General features: G+C 72.9%; 14 protein-coding genes. 9 read left to right on the top strand and 5 right to left on the bottom strand.

Annotation, left to right across the window (positions count from 1 at the left end; genetic code table 11):
- Positions 1 to 33: 33 nt before the first annotated feature.
- The gene (locus AB0I91_RS31885) at positions 34 to 453 is read left to right on the top strand and encodes a hypothetical protein (protein WP_498784616.1); all 420 of its coding nucleotides are present in this window, start codon (positions 34 to 36) and stop codon (positions 451 to 453) included.
- Positions 454 to 546: 93 nt separating this feature from the next.
- On the opposite strand, the gene AB0I91_RS31880 is transcribed toward AB0I91_RS31885, so the two are convergent.
- Positions 547 to 3792, bottom strand: coding sequence for a S8 family serine peptidase (locus AB0I91_RS31880; protein WP_499640266.1), 3246 nt, complete (start codon positions 3790 to 3792; stop codon positions 547 to 549).
- A gap of 257 nt (positions 3793 to 4049) precedes the next feature.
- Here AB0I91_RS31880 and AB0I91_RS31875 point away from each other — a divergent pair, with 257 nt between their 5' ends.
- Positions 4050 to 4880: a hypothetical protein gene (locus AB0I91_RS31875; RefSeq protein WP_499617609.1), complete on the top strand. Its 831-nt coding sequence runs from the start codon at positions 4050 to 4052 to the stop codon at positions 4878 to 4880.
- A 465-nt stretch (positions 4881 to 5345) separates the two neighbouring features.
- On the opposite strand, the gene AB0I91_RS31870 is transcribed toward AB0I91_RS31875, so the two are convergent.
- Positions 5346 to 5819 carry a cupin domain-containing protein gene (locus tag AB0I91_RS31870; protein ID WP_498784610.1) on the bottom strand — a complete coding sequence of 158 codons (474 nt, stop codon included), beginning with the start codon at positions 5817 to 5819 and terminating at the stop codon, positions 5346 to 5348.
- Between the two features lie 68 nt (positions 5820 to 5887).
- Between AB0I91_RS31870 and AB0I91_RS31865 the strand changes: the two genes are divergently transcribed.
- Positions 5888 to 7543, top strand: coding sequence for an FAD-binding dehydrogenase (locus AB0I91_RS31865; RefSeq protein WP_498784608.1), 1656 nt, complete (start codon positions 5888 to 5890; stop codon positions 7541 to 7543).
- A 69-nt stretch (positions 7544 to 7612) separates the two neighbouring features.
- A complete protein-coding gene (locus AB0I91_RS31860; protein WP_499640264.1) occupies positions 7613 to 8437 on the top strand; it encodes a hypothetical protein in 825 nt (274 codons plus the stop codon).
- Between the two features lie 13 nt (positions 8438 to 8450).
- Here the strand turns inward: AB0I91_RS31860 and AB0I91_RS31855 are convergent, their stop codons facing one another.
- A complete protein-coding gene (locus tag AB0I91_RS31855) occupies positions 8451 to 9239 on the bottom strand; it encodes a hypothetical protein (RefSeq protein ID WP_499640262.1) in 789 nt (262 codons plus the stop codon).
- A gap of 84 nt (positions 9240 to 9323) precedes the next feature.
- Complete coding sequence (locus AB0I91_RS31850) at positions 9324 to 12059, bottom strand: AfsR/SARP family transcriptional regulator (protein WP_499640260.1); 2736 nt, start codon at positions 12057 to 12059, stop codon at positions 9324 to 9326.
- Positions 12060 to 12215: 156 nt separating this feature from the next.
- Here AB0I91_RS31850 and AB0I91_RS31845 point away from each other — a divergent pair, with 156 nt between their 5' ends.
- The 3 genes from AB0I91_RS31845 to AB0I91_RS31835 are packed head-to-tail and all read left to right on the top strand — an operon-like array spanning position 12216 to position 15059.
- On the top strand, positions 12216 to 12632 hold the full coding sequence (locus AB0I91_RS31845; protein WP_498784600.1) for a hypothetical protein: 417 nt from the start codon (positions 12216 to 12218) through the stop codon (positions 12630 to 12632).
- A gap of 13 nt (positions 12633 to 12645) precedes the next feature.
- Positions 12646 to 14298, top strand: a complete 1653-nt coding sequence (locus AB0I91_RS31840) for a PPE domain-containing protein (RefSeq protein WP_499640258.1) — start codon at positions 12646 to 12648, stop codon at positions 14296 to 14298.
- Positions 14295 to 15059, top strand: coding sequence for an ESX secretion-associated protein EspG (locus AB0I91_RS31835; protein WP_498784596.1), 765 nt, complete (start codon positions 14295 to 14297; stop codon positions 15057 to 15059). Before AB0I91_RS31840 ends, AB0I91_RS31835 begins: the two co-directional genes overlap by 4 nt.
- Positions 15060 to 15193: 134 nt before the next feature.
- Here the strand turns inward: AB0I91_RS31835 and AB0I91_RS31830 are convergent, their stop codons facing one another.
- On the bottom strand, positions 15194 to 16063 hold the full coding sequence (locus AB0I91_RS31830) for an NAD(P)-dependent oxidoreductase (RefSeq protein ID WP_499617600.1): 870 nt from the start codon (positions 16061 to 16063) through the stop codon (positions 15194 to 15196).
- Between the two features lie 203 nt (positions 16064 to 16266).
- Here AB0I91_RS31830 and AB0I91_RS31825 point away from each other — a divergent pair, with 203 nt between their 5' ends.
- Positions 16267 to 18393, top strand: coding sequence for a putative bifunctional diguanylate cyclase/phosphodiesterase (locus tag AB0I91_RS31825; RefSeq protein WP_498784592.1), 2127 nt, complete (start codon positions 16267 to 16269; stop codon positions 18391 to 18393).
- A 45-nt stretch (positions 18394 to 18438) separates the two neighbouring features.
- Entirely contained in the window at positions 18439 to 19278 is an 840-nt protein-coding gene (locus AB0I91_RS31820) for a S1C family serine protease (protein ID WP_498784590.1), read from the top strand.
- Positions 19279 to 19373: the final 95 nt, after the last annotated feature.

Genomic DNA, 19373 nt, shown 5'->3' with positions numbered 1-19373 from the left:
GTCCTGGTGGCAGGATCCGCCGCAGGAGGACGCATGCGAAGACTCGTCGAGATGACCGGGCTGGTACTGGCCGGACTGGTGCTGGCGGGCTGCGCGCGGCAACCCGCGGACACCGGTTCGTTCGGCACGGAACCGATCACCACCCCCGTCGGCGTATCGTCGCTGCCCGTGCCGCCGCCCAAGCTCAGCCCCCGGGCCAAGACCGCGTTGGAGCAGGCCAGGCGCGACGGCGCGCGGACCGTCGGGCTGACCGTCTCCACCGAGCCCGGCAAGGCCGACGAGGTGGCCGCCGCCGTGGACCGGCTCGGCGGGACCGTGGAGACCACCGACGCCACCATCGGCTACGTCCGCCTCACCGTCCCGGTCGAACTGGCCGAGGAGGTCACCTCCGTCGAGGGCGTCAGCCGGGTCGACGTGGACGAGCCGCTCTCCAACATCGACCCCACACCCTGACCGAACGCGGGTAGAGGTCACCGCACCCGCCAAAAGCTCAGGGCCACCCCCGCGCCGAGCGGGAATGGCCCTGAGGTCTTCAGGCGGGTGGCGTCAGGCCACGTTCCGCAGGATCACCGCGCCGCGGCCGACGATCGCGCCTTCCGAGGTCTGCACGGTCAGCTCACCGCGCAGCACCCGGCCGGCGCCGGCCTGGCCACCGGCCGTCACCGTGGCGGGGACCGTCCAGGTCTCGCCGGCGGTGCGGTCGGAGTCGGTGTCGGTCGCCACGACGGAGCCGAGGCCCGCGGCGGCGAACAGGTCGATGTAGTCGTACTCCGTGGTGCCCGCGGGCACCTCGTAGCCGTCGACCACCACCCGCCACGCGCCGGCGGCGGGGTTGTTGATCGTCACCGACTCCTCGGAGTCGCCGTCCGCCGCCTGACCGGCCAGCACGCAGGTGCCGGTGGTGCAGTTGTAGACGAACAGGTCGAGGTCGGCCGACACGTCACTCGTCTTGCCGATCGTCGCGCGCAGCGACGTCGAGCCCGGAGCCACGGTCAGGTCGTACTGCTGGACCGCCGCGTTCGCGATGGTCGGCCGGTCGATCCGGGCGCTGGACAGCGAACCGCCCACGAGCTTGCCGGTGAACGCGGCCAGCGAGTTCGTCACCGTGTACTCGCGGTTGACCGGCGTGCCGATGACGGCCGACTCGATGGTGTCCGGGTTCGGGCTGACCGTCGTGCCCAGCACCGACGCGGTCACCGAGTACGGCGCGGCGTCGGCGTCGGAGGTGCGCCGGGCCTCGACCACGATCTCCCACACGCCCGGCAGCGGGTTGCTGACGGTGCGGCTGGTCGGCGAGCCACCGGCACAGCCGGCGCCCGCGTCGGGGTTGTAGCAGTTGGTCGAGGACGTGGTGTCGAACGGCACGCCGTACGGGTCGTAGCGCAGGAACCGGACCTGGCCCTTGCCCGCCTCGGCGCCGCCCGCCGCCATGTCGACCTTCAGCGCGCTGGTGCCCGCGGGCACCTTCACGAAGAAGCTCTTCGACTGGTTGCGCGCGATCGTGCCGGTCTTGGTCACCGCGTACTTGCCCGCCGCGGTGAACTCGTCCGCCGCGAACACGGTGTTCAGGGTGAACACGTCGATGCCGCGGGTGCCCGGGTTGTCGAGCCGCAGCACGGCCGAGTGCGCTCCGGCCTTGGTCGGCTTGACCTTGACGTCGAACGTCACCGGCTTGTTCAGCGGCAGGCTGACCAGGGACTTCGACGAGAACGTGCCGTCGTTGCCCTGCCAGTTCACCAGGAACTGCTGGTTGCGGTCCGGGCCCGTGGTGCGGGTCAGGGTGTAGGTGCGGGTGTACTCCTTGCCCACGACGACGCCCTCGCGGTCGTGGATGCCGACACCGGTGTTCGGGGTGGCCAGCAGGCCGGACAGCGCGGTGTTCACGGTCACCGAGGTGCCGACCGCCTGCGTCTCCGGGTGCGCGTTGAGCTGCGTCCACGCGCGCTTGGTGTCGAACAGGCCCGCGCCCTGCTCGTACGCCTGGAGGGTGGAGACCCACTTGGCGCCGGACTGGATCGCGTTGCGCAGCGCCGCGACCGGCGGGCGCTCGCCGTTGTGCTCGGCCTTGTACGCGCTGATCAGCAGCGCGGCGGCGCCGGTCGCCTGGGGCGCGGCCATCGACGTGCCGTTGAACATGGCGTAGCCGGCGGGCAGCTCGTAGGTGCCCGCCACCGGGCCGGGCACCTGCCACTGCGGCACGGTGGAGATCGCCGAGCCGGGCGCGACGATGTTCGGCTTGAAGCCGCCGTCCTCACGCGGACCGCGCGACGAGAAGCCGTGCAGGCCTTCCTTCTGCGTGGTCTTCGAGCCGTAGTTGGACAGCCAGGTGTCGGCGGTGATGTAGGAGCCGACGCTCATCGCGTCCGTGGACACCGACGGGTCGCCGACCGTGTTCGCGCCCGCGCCGCTGTTGCCCGCGGAGATGAACACCTGCACGTTGTACTCGGCGATGGTGCGGTTGTAGAGCTCCGCACGCGCGTTGTTGCCGTCGTTGAGCGCCGGCAGGCCGCCGATGGAGATGTTGACGACGTCCGCGCCGTTGCGCGCCGCGTACAGCAGGCCGTCGATCAGGCCGCTGTTGGTGCACGACGGGGTGGACAGGCAGACCTTGACGGCCATCAGCTTCGCGCCGGGCGCGGCGCCGGCCATCTTGCCGCCGAACATCTTGTTCGCCGCGGTGATGCCCGCGACGTGCGAGCCGTGGGCGGCGGCGGAGATGCCGAGGTTGACCCACGCCGTGCCGGCCGCGTCGTAGTTCGACTTGTCGGTCTGCACCACGAACGCCACGGTGTCCAGCACCGGCGTGGCCGGGTTGTCCGCGCCGAAGTGGCCGACGTCCTTCTTGTACTTGTAGTCGATCATCGCGGTCTGGTCGGTGAAGTCACCGTCGCCGTCGGTGTCGACCCGGACTTCCTTGGTCGTGATGTCCTGCAGCACGCCGAAGGAGTCCACGCGGTCGCCGTCGCGGTTGATGTCGCCGCCGGTCTCGCTGTTGGCCGCGGCCAGGTCGCCCGCGGTCTCGCGGAACAGGCCGAAGCTGAACGGGCCACCGGCCGCGGGCGCGGTGTAGCTCGCGCCGCTCACGGTGAACCTGCCGTTGTAGCGGCCGGAGACCTGCAGCCAGGTGCCGTCACCGGAGTTGGTGGCGTTGGCGTTGTACCAGTCGACGATCTTGCGCTCACCGGTCGAGGTGGTCGCCAGCGCCGGGTGGTCCAGGTCGATGCCGGAGTCCATGATGGCGATCGTCGTCCCGCGGCCGTCCCACTTGGGGTGCTCGTCGGTGAACTGCGCCGCCTTGGTGTCCTGCGTCGGCATGTACGGGTTCTTCTTGGGCGTCGACTTGCCCGGCGCCGTCTGCGGCAGCGGGGTCGTCGCGCCGTCCGGGCGCGGGTTGTCCAGGACGACGAGGCCGTCGACGTCCACCGAGTTCACGGACGCGAGCTTGGCGGCCTTCTCGGCTGAGTCGCGCGGCACCGAGACCTTGAGGTAGTCGACGTCGCGCTCGGTGGACTCGACCACGCCGCCGAGGGCCTTGAGGTCGTTGGCGGCGGAGTCCAGCTTGCCCTCTTCGGCGGCGACGAGGAGGGTGACGTTCGCCTGGCCGGCCTGCTCGGCCTCGGCGATGCGCTCCCGGTCCTGCTTGTCGAGCTGCTTGTCCGCGGGCGCAGGCGCGGAGGGCGCTTCCTGCGCGACGGCCGAGCCGGCGGCGAAGCCGAACCCAGTGGTGCCCAGCACGGCGGCCAGCAAGGCCGCACTGGTGCGGTGTCTCCACCGGCTTCCTGAGTTGATCACGGCGCAAAACCCTTCGTGGGGAAAGATTGGCGCAAGCACATCTCCCCGGCACCCGGGTAACAATCGGACGAACAGACCAATAGAAAAGTCCACATTGGACTGAACGGTCTATTGCGCGAACACGCGAGAAGTGCCGCAGAACACCGGAACGGCCGCGACAGCTCCAGTCAAGAGCCGACCGGCCCGAATGTCAAACACTGTCAACGGTGAACCACCCGCCAAGCGTGGAAATCCGTAACAAATCGCACATCAACGCGATGGCGAGCACACTGGTCGGCATCGTGGACACCGCGCCGATCGACCGGATAGCCGACGAGCTCTACGCCCTGCCGCCGGCGGAGTTCGTCGCGGCCAGGGACGCCCACGCCCGGCTGGCCGCCGACCGCGGCGACAAGGCGTTGGCCAAGCAGGTCTCGGCCCTGCGCAAGCCCACCTCGTCGGCCTGGGCGCTGAACCTGCTGGCCCGCCGGGACGCGTCCGACCTGGCCGAGGCGCTCGCTCTGGGTGACGAGCTGCGTACCGCTCAGGAGGAGTTGCGCGGGGGCGCGCTGCGGCAGCTGAGCGCGCGTCGGCGGGCCGTGCTGAGCGCGCTCGTGCGGCGGGTGGAGACGTTGGCGGGCGACGCCGGCCAGCCGCTCGGGCCGGACGCCGTGCAGCAGGTGCGGACGACGTTGACCGCGGCGCTGGCCGACGCCGTGCTCGGCGCGCGGATCCGGGCGGGTCGGCTGGTCAAGCCGGTCGAGCAGTCCGGCTTCGGCCCGTTGAGCGAGACCGCGACCCCGGTGCGCGACGACCTGGCGCCGCGCCGCGAGCAACGGCGGGAACGTCAGCTCGAACGGGCGCGTGAGGACATCGGCACGGCTCAGGCGGACGTGCGGAAGGCGGACGCGGCCGTCACGGAGGCCGAGCAGGCCCTGACCGAGCGCGAGGAGCACACCGCCGCGCTGCGCGCCGAACTGCGCCGGGCGCAGCAGGCGGAGCAGGAGGCGTCGACCAGGCTGGCCAAGGCGAAGCGCCGCGCCGAGACCGCGCGGGACAAGCTCGCGGGCGCGGAGGCCCGGATGACCGAACTCCGGGGTGACGCCTGACACTCGGCGCACGCACAGCACCGCACAGCCCCCCGACACCCCGCACCTGCCCCCGGCACATCCCTCGACCCAACTCTCCGCGAGCCCTCCACCCAGCTCCCCACAGCCCTCCACCCAGCCCTCCACCCAGCTCGCCGACAGCCCCCGGACAGCCCGTCGACAGCCCCCGCACAGGCCCTTCACACGTCCCCCGCGCAGCCTCGCGCCCGGCCTCGCCGATACTCCCCGTGACCCCCGACACCCCCGGGCCATCCGGGGAACACCCGCAGGTCACCGCCCGTTCTACTGCTGGTCGGCACGTGGACGCCGCACCGGACGTCAGGCCCGCGAGGCACCTCCCCCCAGGCCCGCGCGGCACCTCTCCCCGAGACGTTGCAGGTGCGCCCACGCACGCCCGACCGCCGTCGGCCGAACGGTTCCCCCCACCGGACGGCCGACGGCCTTTACTTCCGACGAACCCGCAGCTCAGACCATGTACTGGTCATGACGGGCGTACAGCTCGGTCCACTCCTGCGGGCTCAACTGCCGCCCCGACTCCCCGATCTCGGCCAGTTCCCGGAAGTACTCCTCGCGCGGCGGCGCGGGCGCGAAAAGGATCAACATGGACGCGGGCTCGTCGGCGTCGTTGCGGAAAGCGTGCACGCCACCCTCCGGCACGTAGAGGAAATCGCCCGCGACCGCGTTCACCCACGTCTCGCCGTTGAACAACCGGACCGTTCCCGAGATCACGTAGAACGACTCCGAGAACGTCTTGTGGAAGTGCGCCGCCGGACCGCCGGCGTGCGGCGCCATCCGCCACTCGAACAATCCGAACTGCTTGCGCGTGACGTCGCCGGTGCCGACCAGCCTGGCCTGGGTCAGCGGCCGGTCGATGGTCGGCACCTCCGCCACCGGCCGCCACACCGCGCTGACCTCGCCGACGTCCCCTGTGTACGACACCCAACCCCTCCAAAAGTGAATTATGTTCAACTCTCGTCCGCCGCCGCGGTTCGATCTAGACTCGCCCGATGCCCCATGACGCTGATGTCATCGTCGTCGGCGCCGGCCTGGCGGGCCTGGTCGCCACCGCCGAACTGGCCGACGCCGGTCGCAAGGTCATCCTGCTCGACCAGGAGCCGGAGGCCTCGTTCGGAGGTCAGGCGTTCTGGTCGTTCGGCGGGTTGTTCCTGGTGGACAGCCCGGAGCAGCGGCGGTTGAAGGTCAAGGACTCGGCGGAGCTCGCGCTGCAGGACTGGCTCGGCTCGGCCGCGTTCGACCGCGACGCCGACCACTGGCCGCGTCGGTGGGCCGAGGCGTACGTGAACTTCGCGGCGGGCGAGAAGCGGGCCTGGCTGCACGAGATGGGCGTGCGCTGGTTCCCGCTCGTGCAGTGGGCGGAGCGCGGCGGGTACCTGGCCGACGGGCACGGCAACTCCGTGCCGCGCTTCCACGTGACGTGGGGCACCGGCCCCGGCATCGTGGCGCCGTTCGAGCGGCGGGTGCGCGAGGGCGTGGCGCGCGGCCTGGTGCAGCTGAAGTTCCGGCACCGCGTGACCGGGCTGACCACGACCGGCGGCGCGGTGGACGGCGTGCGCGGCGAGGTGCTGGAGGTCAGCACGGCCGGTCGGGGCGAGCCGAGCTCGCGGACCGTGTCCGGCGAGTTCGACCTGCGCGCGCAGGCCGTGGTCGTGACTTCGGGCGGCATCGGCGCGAACCACGAGATGGTGCGCCGCAACTGGCCGGCCCGCCTGGGCACGCCGCCGGAGCACATGCTGTCGGGCGTGCCGGACCACGTGGACGGCGAGATGCTCAAGGTCGTGCAGGACTCCGGCGGCGAGATCATCAACGAGGACCGGATGTGGCACTACCCCGAGGGGATCGCCAACTACGCGCCGGTCTGGAGCAGGCACGGCATCCGCATCCTGCCCGGGCCGTCGTCGCTGTGGCTGGACGCGACCGGCTCGCGGCTGCCGATCCCGCTGTTCCCGGGGTTCGACGCGCTCGGCGCGTTGGAGCACATCGTCAAGACCGGGCACGGCTACTCGTGGTTCGTGCTCAACTCCAAGATCATCGGCAAGGAGTTCGCGCTGTCCGGGTCGGAGCAGAACCCCGACCTGACCGGCAAGGACGTGCGCGCGGTGCTGAAGCGGGCGATGCCGGGCGCGGTCGCGCCGGTGGAGGAGTTCGCGAAGCGGTCGGACGAGTTCATCTTCGGCCGCACGCCCGAGGAGCTGGCGGCCGGCATGAACAAGCTGACCGGCACGTCGTTGATCGACGCGGCCGCGTTGCGGCGGACCATCGTGCAGCGCGACCGGCAGGTGATCTCGGGGCTGGGCAAGGACATGCAGGTCAACGCCATGCGCGAGGCGCGCAGATTCATCACTGACAAGCTGATCCGGGTGGTCGAGCCGCACCCGCTGCTGGACCCGAAGGCCGGGCCGCTGATCGCCGTGCGGCTGTCCGTCCTCACCCGCAAGACGTTGGGCGGCCTGCACACCGACCTGTCGGCCCGCGTCCTGAAGGCCGACGGCACCCCGCTCGACGGCGTCTACGCGGCCGGTGAGGCGTCCGGTTTCGGCGGGGGCGGCGTCCACGGCTACCGCGCGCTGGAGGGCACGTTCCTGGGCGGCTGCCTGTTCTCCGGCCGGGTGGCGGGCCGCGCCGCCGCGGAAGCGACCGGCTGAGGGCGCGCCACCCGTTCGAGTAGGCAGAACTGCGGACCGCCGCGCCGGACCGGCCGCTACGTTCGGTCGATGACGTGGGCACGGCGGGTGGCGGTCGCGGTGGTGGCGGTGGTGGTGCTCGTGGCCGCCGCGTGGTTCGGCTACCGCCTCACCGCCGACCCGCCCGCGACCGGGGCGGTGCCGTCCGCGCCACCGACGTCGCCCTCGACGTCGACCGAGCCGGACCGCCGGATCGACCCCGCACCGGACGAGCCCGCCGACTTCTACGCCGGGCGCGTCCCCGGGTCGTGGGCGCAGGTGATCAGGACCCGGCCGGACGGGCTGCCCGAGGTCGGCGGACCTCCGATGGACTCACGCGCGGGCGCCGGTGACTGCGCGCCGCCCTACCGCGCCGCACGTGCGGCCGGCGGCGTCGACGCGCACCGGACCGACCTCCGGATCGCCGTGATACCCAGGTCGTTCAAGACCGTCACCGTCACCGCGCTGCGGATCCGCCGCCTGGACGTCCGCTGGGTCGGCGACCAGCCGCGATACCTGTACCAGTGCAAGCAACCCCTGGACAGCGGCGGGTGGCGGACCGACTTCGAGGTCCACGCGCACGAGGCCGAGGTGCACGAGCCGCTCCGGGACGGCGACGCCCTGCCGCAGACCGTGACCGCGGACCGCAGCGACGTGTGGTGGGTGGTGGGCACGGTCGTCGCGATGGACAACGTCCACCAGTGGCAGGTCGAGGTCGACTACACCGCGGACGGCGTGCCGCGCACCAAGGTCCTCGACCGGGACGGCGACGGACAGGCGTTCGTGACCGAGGCGGCTCAGCGCACCTACGACCTCGACGAGACCTTCGCCTGGTGCACCGAGCCCGGTCCGCCGGGGTTCCGCACCGGGTGCTGACCGGCGGGTCGGGCTAGCGGCCCGACCACCCCGTGCCGATCGACGAGTACGAGTGCGCGACACCCGTCGTGGCGGCGGTGGCGAAGTCGCCGTCCGGACCGGTCACGGTCTCGGTGCGCGGCTTGCCGCGGCTGGTGTACTCGACGTCGATCTGCCAGCGGCACAGGCACTTCGTGGTGATCGGGGTGATGTCGATGGTCTTGGTGGCGTCGTGCGGCAGCTCCTGCACGGTGTCCGACGCGTAAGGGGCGCCCGCACCGCCGTCGCGGGTCTGGTGGCGCACGATCGGGCTGTCCTCGTCGAGGTCCACCACGACGCGGTCGGGCGAGCCGGACGAGTCGCAGCCGAACGCCGTGCCGGTCGGCGGCGCCAGTCGCTCGGTGACCCGCACGACGATGCGGTTCACCACGGCCGTGCCGCCCTGGTTGTGCAGGTTGAGCCGGACCACCGTGCCGCTCGCGTAGGCGCCGCCCCGCTCGACCGCCCACCGGACGACCGACCGGCAGCTCTTGTCGTTCGGGAAGTCCTGCGGCCCCAGGTCCTCCCCGAGCACGGCGGCGGGCAGGTCGACGTCCGGCTGGTAGGCGGCGGTGGCCTTGAGGTCGGACTCGCGCGACCAGTACCCGTAGAAGGCCGCGCCACCGACCACCAGCCCGACCGCCGCCACCGCGACCAGCGCGTGCCACCAGCGGAAGCCGCGCTTGGCGACGTGGACGCCGCCGTGCACCACACCGGCCTGCACCACCGTGTCGACGGTGGACCGGTCCACCGCGTTCCGGGAGGTGGGTTCGTCGTTCACCATCGCCGCCCCTCGACGTAGTGGACCAATGTAGGGGCGCGGTCATCCGACCGGGTACGTAGAAGGGCGGATTCGCCCGTTGGTGTTTCAGAGGGTCGGGCAGGTGGTCAGGTCCAGCTTGCGGGCCAGGTCGTCGGCGTCGGCCAGGCGCAGGTCGCGGTACAGGTGCAGGGCGGCCAGCCAGTGCGGTCGGGCGGCGGCCGGGCCCTCGGACTGCTCCAGGACGTCCCCGATCGCCCGGTGGCACAACGCCTCCTGGTAGCGGTCGCCCAGGCGGGCCGCCAGCGCCAGCCCCGCGCGGTAGGACTCCAGGGCCTCGTCGGCACGGCCCAGCTGCTGGGACGCGGCGCCCACGGTGTGCAGCGTCGCCGTGTGCGCCTTGGACGGCGCCGCCGGGAACAGGCCCAGCGCCTCCGTCGCGTGCCGCAGCGCCTCCTCCGGCTGGTGCTTGCGCAGCAGCACGTTGGCCAGGTTGTTCTGGATGCTCGCCTGCGACCGGTTGTCGCCGACCTCCCGCGCCACCTCCAGCGCGTCCAGGATCGTCTCCTGCGCCCGGTCCAGCTGGTCGTCGGCCATCAGGCAGTACCCGAGGTTCGCCAACGCCGCCAGCTCCAGGTGGCGGTCGCCGTCCGCCAGCGCCGCCGCGCGGGTGCACGCCTCGATCGCCTCGTCGATCCGCTCCAGGTCGGCCAACGTCGAGCCCAACCGCAGCAGGAACGTCGCCTCGGCGAGCCGATCGCCCAGCGACCGCGTCGCCGCCAACCCGATCCGGCACAACGCCAAGCGGTCCAGCCGGTTGCCGCGCCGGAAGTGGAACGCGTCCAGGCACAGCGCGAGCTGCCACGTGCGCTCCCGCTGCCCGCCGTTCACCGCGATGTCCAGCGCGAGCCCGAGGTTCGCCTCCTCCAGCGTGAACCAGTCCAGCGCCGCCGCGTGCGAGGACAGCTCCGGGAACGACGCCGGCCGGTGCTCCGCCGGTCCGAACGGCCGCACGTGGTCCGACAGGTGCGCCCGCGCCCGGTCCGCGACGTGCAGGTAGTAGTCCAGCAGCCGGTTCGTCGCCACCTGGTTGTCCACTTCGGACTCCGTGGCCGCCAGGTGGTGGGTGAACAGCCGCACCAGGTCGTGCCGCGAGTACCGGTCGGGCGTCGACTCGTGCAGCAGGTTCGCGTAGGCCAGCGTTCGCAGGTGCGTCCGCGCGCTGACCACGTTGATGTCCAGCAGCGCCGCCGCCGTGTAGCTGTCCAGGTCCGTCCCGGGGTGCAGGCCCAGTCGCCGGAACAGCCGCGCCGCGCCCTCCGGCAGCTCCCGGTAGCTCACCGCCAGCGCCGCGTGCACCCCGCGCCCCGCCTCCGGCAGCGACAACGCCGACAACCGCCCCTGCTCGTCGCGCAGCTCGTCCACCAGCGACTGGATCGTCCACCGCGGCCGGGACGCCAACCGGGCGCCCGCGATCCGCAGCGCCAGCGGCAGCCGGTCGCACAGCTCCACCAGCTCCGCCACCGCGTCCGGCTCCTGCTCGATCCGCTGCCGGCCCAGCACCGCGGTCAGCAGGTCCTCGGCGCTCGACTCCGGCAGCGTCGGCACGGGCAGCGACGACGCGCCCTCCGTCACCACCAGGTCGTCCAGCCGGTGCCTGCTCGTGACCAGCACCAGGCACCGCGACGAGCCGGGCAGCAGCGGCCGGACCTGCTCGGCCGACCGCGCGTTGTCCAGGAACACCAGCACCCGGCGCCCGGCCAGCAGCGACCGGTACTGCGCGGCCTGGTCCTCCAGGTCCACCGCGATCTGCGAGTCGGTCAGCCCCAACGCCCGCAGGAACCCGACCAGCGCGGTGCGCGGGTCGAGCGGCTCGGTCTCGTCGAACCCGCGCAGGTTCACGAACAGCTGCCCGTCCGGGAAGTCGCCCGCCACCCGGTGCGCCCAGCGCAGCGCCAGCGCCGTCTTGCCGACGCCGGCCGGACCGACCAGCAGCCCGATCGCCGAGTCCTGCCCGCTCAGGGCCGCGCCGAGGTCCGACAGCTCCTCCTCGCGCCCGACGAACCCCCGGTGCTCGCGCGGCAGCTGGGCGGGCGCGCGGTCCACCGGCGTCGACGGCGCGGTGTCGCCCGCCAGCACGGTCTGGTAGGCCTCGCGCAGCTCCGGCCCCGGGTCGACGCCGAGCTCGTCGGCCAGCCGCTCCCGCGTCCGGTGGAACAGCGCCAGCGCCTCGGCCTGCCGACCGGTCCAGTGCAGCGCCAGCACCAACCGCGACACCAGCGCCTCGCGCAACGGGTTGGCGTCCACCGCGTCGCGCAGCCCGGACACCGCCTCGGCCGCCCGGTCCAGCCGCGACAGCCGGGTCGCCAGCTCCTGCACGGCCACCAGCCGCAGCTCCTCCAGCCGCGCCGACACCGCCTCCCGCAGCTGGTCGCCGGGCACGTCGGCCAGCACCGGGCCGCGCCACAGCGCCAACGCCTCCCGCAGCAGCCGCACGGCGTCGGCGTCCGTCGCCTCGCGCGCGCTCACCAGCAGGTCCTCGAACCGGAACACGTCGACGGCCGCGCGCTCGGCGGTCAGGACGTAGCCGGGCGCGCGGGTGACGAGCGCTACACCGCCGGCGAGGACCTTGCGGAGTTGGGCGATATGTCCTTGGAGGGCGGCTTTGGCCTGAGGCGGTGGTGAGCCGTCCCACACCAGCTCCAGCAGCCGGTCGCCGGACACCACGCGGTTGAGCTCCAGCGCGAGCGCCGCCAGGACCGTCCGCCGCTTGGCCGCGCCCAGCCGAACGGCTTCCCCACCTGCGGAAACCAGCTCGACGGGGCCAAGCAGGTTCACCCGCATCCGCAAGCCCTTTCGGCGTTGTCACCGTGTAGTCGAAGAGTTTCCCACAGTCGTCACCGCACTCCGGCGGGCCGCGTTGGGCGCGCGTTGGCCGGGCGTTGGAGCACCGGTGAACGGTCGGTTTCGTCCAGCAGGCTGCCTTCGCGAGGGATACCGATGTACATCGCCGAAAACGGGGGTGAAGTGGCCCCGCCCCAGGAGGTCCCGACCGTCAACGGTCAGGTCGTGGCCCTCCAGGAGACCGTGAACTCCGGCCGGGTGTCGCTCGATCCCGCCACCGGCGAGGAACTGCGCAAGATGCTCCTGGAGCAGATGGACCAGGTCGACTCGTGGCTGGAGCGCGCCGGCCGGCTGGCCCGTCCCGCGCCCATCGGCCGCAACCCCGTCGGCGACCGGCTGGCGCAGAAGTTCGAGGCCCGCGCGGACGGCGACCCTCGGTCGTTCGTGGCCGTGATGACGGCCTACCGCGAGGTGCTCCAGCAGACGCACGACTCGGTGCAGAACGCGATCCGCAACTTCACCGCCGTCGACGACGAGAGCAGCGTCGAGCTGCGCAAGCTGAGCGGGAACTAGGGGGCTGGCGACGATGGCGACGGAGCGCGTGGAACTGCGGGCCGACGAGGCGAGGCGGTTGGCCCGGGAAGAGCGGGAGATCGACCTGGTCCTGACCGACACCCAGAACTGGGCGTCCCGGTCGCACCGCGAGCTGTACGAGGCGGTGCACAACAACAACGACCCCGGTCAGACGGGCGAGATCGGCGCGGAGTGGGGCCAGTTCGGCACCGAGCTCACCGAGGCCGCGCGGCTGATCAACGAGCGGGTCGCGGTCAGCGAGTCCGGCTGGACGGGCGACGCGGCCGACGCGGCGCGACTGGCGATCAAGGGCCTGGCCGACTGGGTCACGCACACCGCCGAGACCGCGGTCGAGGTCGGCAAGCGGGTGCAGGACGAGAGCCAGATCATGGAGAACGCGCGGGCCAGCATGCCCGAGCCGGTCGAGTTCAACTGGGACCAGGCCACCGGCGTGTTCACCGCGGGCGGCATCCAGGGCCTGGCCAGCTCCGCCGCGGACGTGCAGGCGGCCAACGAGCACGCGCGGGCGCTGCACGAGCACGCCGTGACGGTCATGAGCACGATGGAGCGCGAGTCGCAGGCGGTCGACCAGACCACGCCGCAGTTCAGCGCGCCGTTCAACCCGGTCACCGGCCGCACCGAGGAGCCGCAGGTCGCGCTGATGCGGGCCACGTCGACCGCCACGTTGGCGGGCGCGGCGGCGGACAGCGTCGGCGGCGCGGGCGGCGCCACGGCCCCCTCGGCGTACACGGCGACGCAGCCGGCGCAGCAGATGCAGGCGTTGCGGCCGATGGAGCCGGCGCAGGCCTACCAGCCGTCGCAGTCGACGCCCGCCACGCAGCCGGGCGGGTACTCGCCCGCCGCGGCGTCCTACCAGACGGCCCCCGGGTCGTACGGCAGCGGCACGTACGCCAGCGGCGCGTCGGCGCCGACGGCTCCGTCGATGCCGTCGAGCCCGCAGCCGATGTACCGGCCCGAGGGCACGACGGCCGCCGCGGCGGCGGCCCAGGTGCCGGTGGCGAACCCGTACACCCCGCCGTCCGGTGGTGGCAACTACACCTACACGCCGCCGGCCAACAGCGGCTACATCCCGCCCGGCGGCAGCGGGTACGTGCCGCCGTACCAGCCGGCCAACCCGAACACCGCGCCCCGCCAGGGTGGCGGCACCCTGCCGCCCGGCGTGAAGCCGCCGACCTACGTCCCGGCCGGCAGCCCCGGCACGCCCCCGCTGCCCGGCATGCCCGGCGGCGGTGGCGGTGGCGGTGGTGGCGGCGTGCCCGGCGCGCGGATGCCCGGCGGTGGCATGCCCCCCGGCGGCTTCGGTGGCGGTGGTGGCGCCGGTGGCTTCGGCCCGACCGGTTCCGGCGGCGCGGGTGGCGGCGGCTCGCTGGCCGCGGGCGGCTCGACCGGCGCGATCGGCAACGCGGGCCCGCGCGGCCCGATGCCCGTCGGCGGCTTCGGTCCCGGCGGCGCGGCGGCGGCGACCCCGATGGCCGGTGGCGCGCCGATGGGCGGCGCCGGCGCGGGCGGTCAGGGCGGCGAGGACAAGGAGCACCGCGCCGCGGCGTACATCCGCGGCGAGGACATCTTCGAGGTGCCGGGTGAGAACCTGCCCCCGTCGGTGATCGGTGGCGCCAAGCCCAAGAAGAAGGGCGACCAGCCGTGATCGACCCCGAGTTCGTGCTCACGCCGCGAGAGCTGGACGTGCTGTGGCACCACCTCGACCTCGGCCGGCTGCCCTACCCGCTGGACGTGCCGAGCCTCGGCGACTCCGAGGAGGAGCGCAAGCGGTTGCGGGAGGAGGTGCTCGCCGCGTACGGCGAGCCCGACCCGCGCCTGGTGGCGCTGCTCCGGCTGCTCGGCGACCACGAGGTGGCCGTCGACGCGATCGCCCACGTGGACCGGTCGGTGCGGGCGGTGGCCGTGTCCGACGGGCAGCGGGCGGCGTTGGCGGTGATCGACAGCGGCTCCATCGGGGTCTTGGAGATCCGGCCGACGGCGTTGGCCAGGTCGATCGTCGAGGTGCTGCCGGACGGGTCCGCGGGGCCGGGCAGCGCGTTGTCGCTGCGGCTGGAGACCTTGAACGCGGCCGTCGCGCTGCAGGACGAGCAGGCGGACGACGACGGCGACGACCCGTGGGGCAGCGGCGAGCTGGACGAGCGGGAGGCTCTGCAGAAGGCCGGGCTCTCGCGCGAGGACGCGACCGCGGTCAGCGAGCTGGCCGCGAGCCGGGTCGCGGGCGGCCAGTTCGGGGTCAGCGTGGGCGGCGGCTACCGCCGTGAGCGGGCCGGCGCCCTGATCACGTGGTTCGACACCCCCCAGGGCCGCTACCTGATGGTCCACGAGGACGGCTGGCTCAGCCTCGCCCCGACCGACAACGACCGCATCGCCACCCGGATCGCCTCGGTCCTCTCCACCGTCTCCTGACCGCACGCGGGGCCTGGCCTGCGGACTCACCCCCGTGAGCCCACCTCCAGGCCCCGCGTGTCGAACCTCCAGGCCCGGCGTGCCCCACGCTCAGGTCCTCGCGTGTCCGACGCTCAGGACCCCGAGTCCAACGCTCAGGACGCGGTCGACCCGGCCCGGAACCGCTCCACCACCCGCGAGTAGCTGTCGTCGCCGTGCCCGTCCTCGACCACGGCACGCAGCAGCTGCTGCGTGTACGACGGGAACTCCACGTCGATCCCCCGCTCCCGGCTCTCCCGCACCAGGTCGTCCACGGCCGGCAGGTGGTGCTTCAACGCGCCGAACGGCACCGCGTACTCACCCCGGTCCACCTCCTCCGCCAACGACGGCAGGTAGCCGAGCAGCCCGGTCAACGACGCCGCCGCCTCCTCCACGAACCGCTTCACCTCCACGCCCTGGCTCGACAACAACGCCGCCGCGTGCAGGAACCCGTTGAGCGTGCCCCACATCGTGCCGTTCATCGCCAGCCCGAACAGCGCCGGCGCGCCCGCGTCGTCCCCGAGGAATTTCCCGCCACCACCCAACAACGACAACACGTCGCGGTAGCGCTTATAAGCGCCCTCGTCACCGCCGAAGAACAACACCGAATCCGGGTGACCGATCGCCGGCGCGATGGTCATGATCTGCCCGTGGACGTACTCCGCACCCCGTTCCACGGCCCACGAAGCCACTTCACGCGCCTCACCGGACGTCCCGTCGGTCAGGTTCACCACGACCCGCCCCGCCAACGACCCGGCCGACGCCAGGATCGACCGCGCCGCGTCGTTGCCCTTCACGTTCACCACGACGAGATCACCACCGGCCACGGCCTCCGCCGCCGTCGACGCGCCCACCGCGCCCTTGGCGACGAGCGCGTCCGCCTTGCCCGGAGAGCGGTTCCACACCGTGGTCCGCTGCCCGCCGTCGAGGAACGCCGCCGCGAGCGCGCTCCCCATCTCCCCCAAGCCCAACACAGTGACAGCCATGGACCCGACGCTAAAACCTCAGGTTTACTAGAGGTCAAGCCGACCCCGAGATCACGCCCCGCTGAAGAGAAGCGCTGATCGTCTTGCCGAACGCCGACCGGTGGGAAGTAAGCTGACCGGGACCCACGGTCCGCATTAACCCATTCGAGTGACAATAGTCGGGAAATTGGCATGTCGGAGCGACGAATGGCACCCAGAGCCGAATGACGACGGCAGACGCGGCGAGACTCGGTGACGAGCCCGGCCAACCCCGGGTCGCCTTCGCACGCGAGTGGGCCGCCGCCATCGCGCCGTCCGCGGTCCCGTCCGACGCGTCCTCCGGCGCTCCCGACGAGCAGCCCGACGAACGGCTGGAGGACCTCCTCACCAGGCTCACCGCCACCCTGCGCGCCGCCGTCCGCGACGACGGGTCGACCGCGACGGCGCGCGAGGTCGGCCGCGGCCTGGTCGAGCACGGCCTGGCGGCCTCCGAGACGCTGGAGCGCACGCTCGCGTTCGTCGGCGAACACCTGGCCGCCGACGTCGAGCCCGGCCGCCTGATGGCCGCCCTGGGCGCGCTCGCCGCCGGGTTCACCGACGCCCTGTGCCAACGCACGCTGGACGAGCAGGAACAGCACCACGAGCTGAGATCCACCCGGTCGACCGAATCCGCGGTCCGGGCGAGTGAGGCGAAGTTCCGCGCCGTGTTCCGGACCTCGGCGTTGGCCATCGCGGTCTCCGACGCCGAAGGCGTGATCCTCGACTGCAACGACGCCATGCTCGCGATGGTGGACCGCACCGCCGAGGAGCTGATCGGGACGCTCGGCCGCGACCTGGTCCACCCGGACGAGCGCGAGGTGATCTCCCGCGCCGCCCAGCTCTTACACGCGGGGCACGAGCACGTGCGCAGCGAGACCCGGCTGGTCCGCGCCGACGGCGAGCTGGTCAACGTCCTCATCGCCCTCGCCCTGCTGCGCGACGACGACGGCGCGCCCGCCTTCTACGTCACGATGATCGAGAGCCTGGACGAGGTCCGGGCGCTGCAGTCCCAACTGGTGCGGCAGAGCCTGCACGACATGCAGACCGGCCTGGCGAACCGGTCGCAGTTCGTCGGCTGGCTGGAGGGCGCGGTCGGCTCCCGCGGCCCCGCGACGCTCGCGCTGGTCGTGTTCGACCTCGACGGCTTCCGGGTGGTCAACGACGCCTACGGGCACGAGGTCGGCAACCGGATCCTCACCGCGGTCGCCGGGCACCTGCGGTCGGTGTTCGACGGGGTCGGGCAGCTGGCCCGGATCGGGCCGGACGAGTTCGCCGTGCTGATCCGCGACCCCGCGGACGTGCGCACGGTGGTGACGCTCGCCGAGTCCGCCGTCGAGCGGTTCGCCGAACCCGTGTGGGTGGGCGACGACGGCATCGGCGTGACCGCCAGCGTCGGCATCGTGGTGCGGCCCGCGCGCGGTGCGGACGCGGCCGAGCTGCTGCGGTGCGTCGACCTGACCGTGCGGTGGGCCAAGGACGACGGCAAGGCGCAGTGGGCGCTCTACGACAAGGAGCGCGACCAGCGGGAACGGGCCCGGATGCGGTTGGCGGCGTCCATCGCGGGCGGGCTGGAGCAGGGCGAGTTCCGGGTCGACTACGAGCCGGTGCACTCGCTGGCCGACGGCGCGCTGCTGGCCGTCGAGGCGCGGTTGCGGTGGGACCACCCGACGGAGGGCGTGCTCGACCCGCAGGAGCTGGTGTCGCTGTCGACGTGCACCGGGATGGCGGCCCGGCTGGGCCAGTGGGCCATCGCGCGGGCGTGCGCCGACGCGGGCCGCTGGCACGCCGAGTTCGGCGACGCCGCGCCCGTGCTGAGCATGGACCTGACCGCCCGGGAGTGCCAGGAGCCGGAGCTGGTGGCGACCGTGCGGCGGGCGTTGCGCGACGGCGGGCTGCCCGCGCGGCTGCTGCAGTTCGAGCTGGGCGAGCAGCTGCCCGCGCTGATCAACGACGACCAGGTCGACGAGCTGACGTACCTGGCCGAGGACGGCGTGCGGCTGGTGCTCGACCAGGTCGGCGGCGGCAACGTGCCGATCGACCGGCTGCGGCGGATACCGCTGACCGCGGTGAAGTTCCAGGGCTCGCCGGTGTACGGGCTGGCGGAGGGTGCGGGCCGGATCGAGGAGAGCGCGGCCGTGGCGCTGCTCACGTGGTCGCGCACGTTGGGGCTGCCGCTGTACGCGGCGGGCGTGCGCACGGAGTTCGAGGCGCGGCGGCTGGTGGAGCTGGGCGTGACGGGCGCGCAGGGTCCGCTGTTCGGGTCGGCGTTGCTGACGGCCGACGACGTCCGCGGGATTCTTGGCAAGTCCTGACCCGGCGCTCAGGCTGCGCATAGGGTCGGGGACGAGCCTGGGGCCATGACGACAGAGGACTTCCCCGCCGTGAGCGGGTCGTTGCAGGAGCGGGCGCCGTTCTGGCGGCGTCGGACCGGTGCGGTCGTGACCTCGGCGGCGCTGGTCGCCGCCCTGGTCGGTGGCGCCACCGGCGGGGTGGTCGGCGCGCTGAACGCCTCGTCCACCGCGCAGGCGCCGGTGAGCGGCGGCCAGGTCGCGCGGAACGCGTCGTCCGCTTTGGACGTCTCGGGCGTCGCGGCGCGCGTGCTGCCGAGCGTGGTGCAGGTGAACGTGGTGTCGGCGCAGGGGCAGGGCCTCGGTTCCGGGGTGGTGCTGACCCCGGACGGGCGGATCCTGACCAACAACCACGTGGTCGCGGGCGCGCAGAAGGTGACGGTGACGTTGAGCGACGGGCGGACCGTGGACGCCACCGTGGTGGGCGCCGACGCGTCGAGCGACCTGGCGGTCGTGCAGGCGTCGGGCGTGAGCGGGCTGACGCCGGCGACGTTCGGCGACTCCGATCAGGTGAAGATCGGTGACGAGGTCGTGGCGATCGGTTCGCCGGAGGGCCTCCAGGGCACCGTGACGTCCGGGATCGTCAGCGCGCTCGACCGCGAGGTCACCGTGCCGGGCACGTCGACCGGCCGCCGCGGCTCCTCGACGGTCAGCTACCAGGCGATCCAGACCGACGCGTCGATCAACCCCGGCAACTCGGGCGGGCCGCTGGTCGACTCGGCGGGCCGGGTGATCGGCATCAACTCGGCGATCTACTCGCCCGCGTCGGACGGCGGCGAGGCGGGCAGCGTGGGCATCGGCTTCGCGATCCCGTCCAACCAGGTGCGGCAGCTCGTCGACCGGCTGTGAGCACCGCAGGTGCGGCGGGGGGGGGGCCCCGGGGGGGCGCCGCGCCCCCGGGCCGCAGAGGCCGCACCCCACGCGCGCGCGCCCTTGAGGGGTGG

This window comes from Actinosynnema sp. NPDC049800 (assembly GCF_040656635.1).
Taxonomy (GTDB): Bacteria; Actinomycetota; Actinomycetes; order Mycobacteriales; family Pseudonocardiaceae; genus Actinosynnema.
The sequence above is the reverse complement of the archived record's forward strand: the minus strand, read 5'-3'. Positions and strand labels throughout refer to the sequence as shown.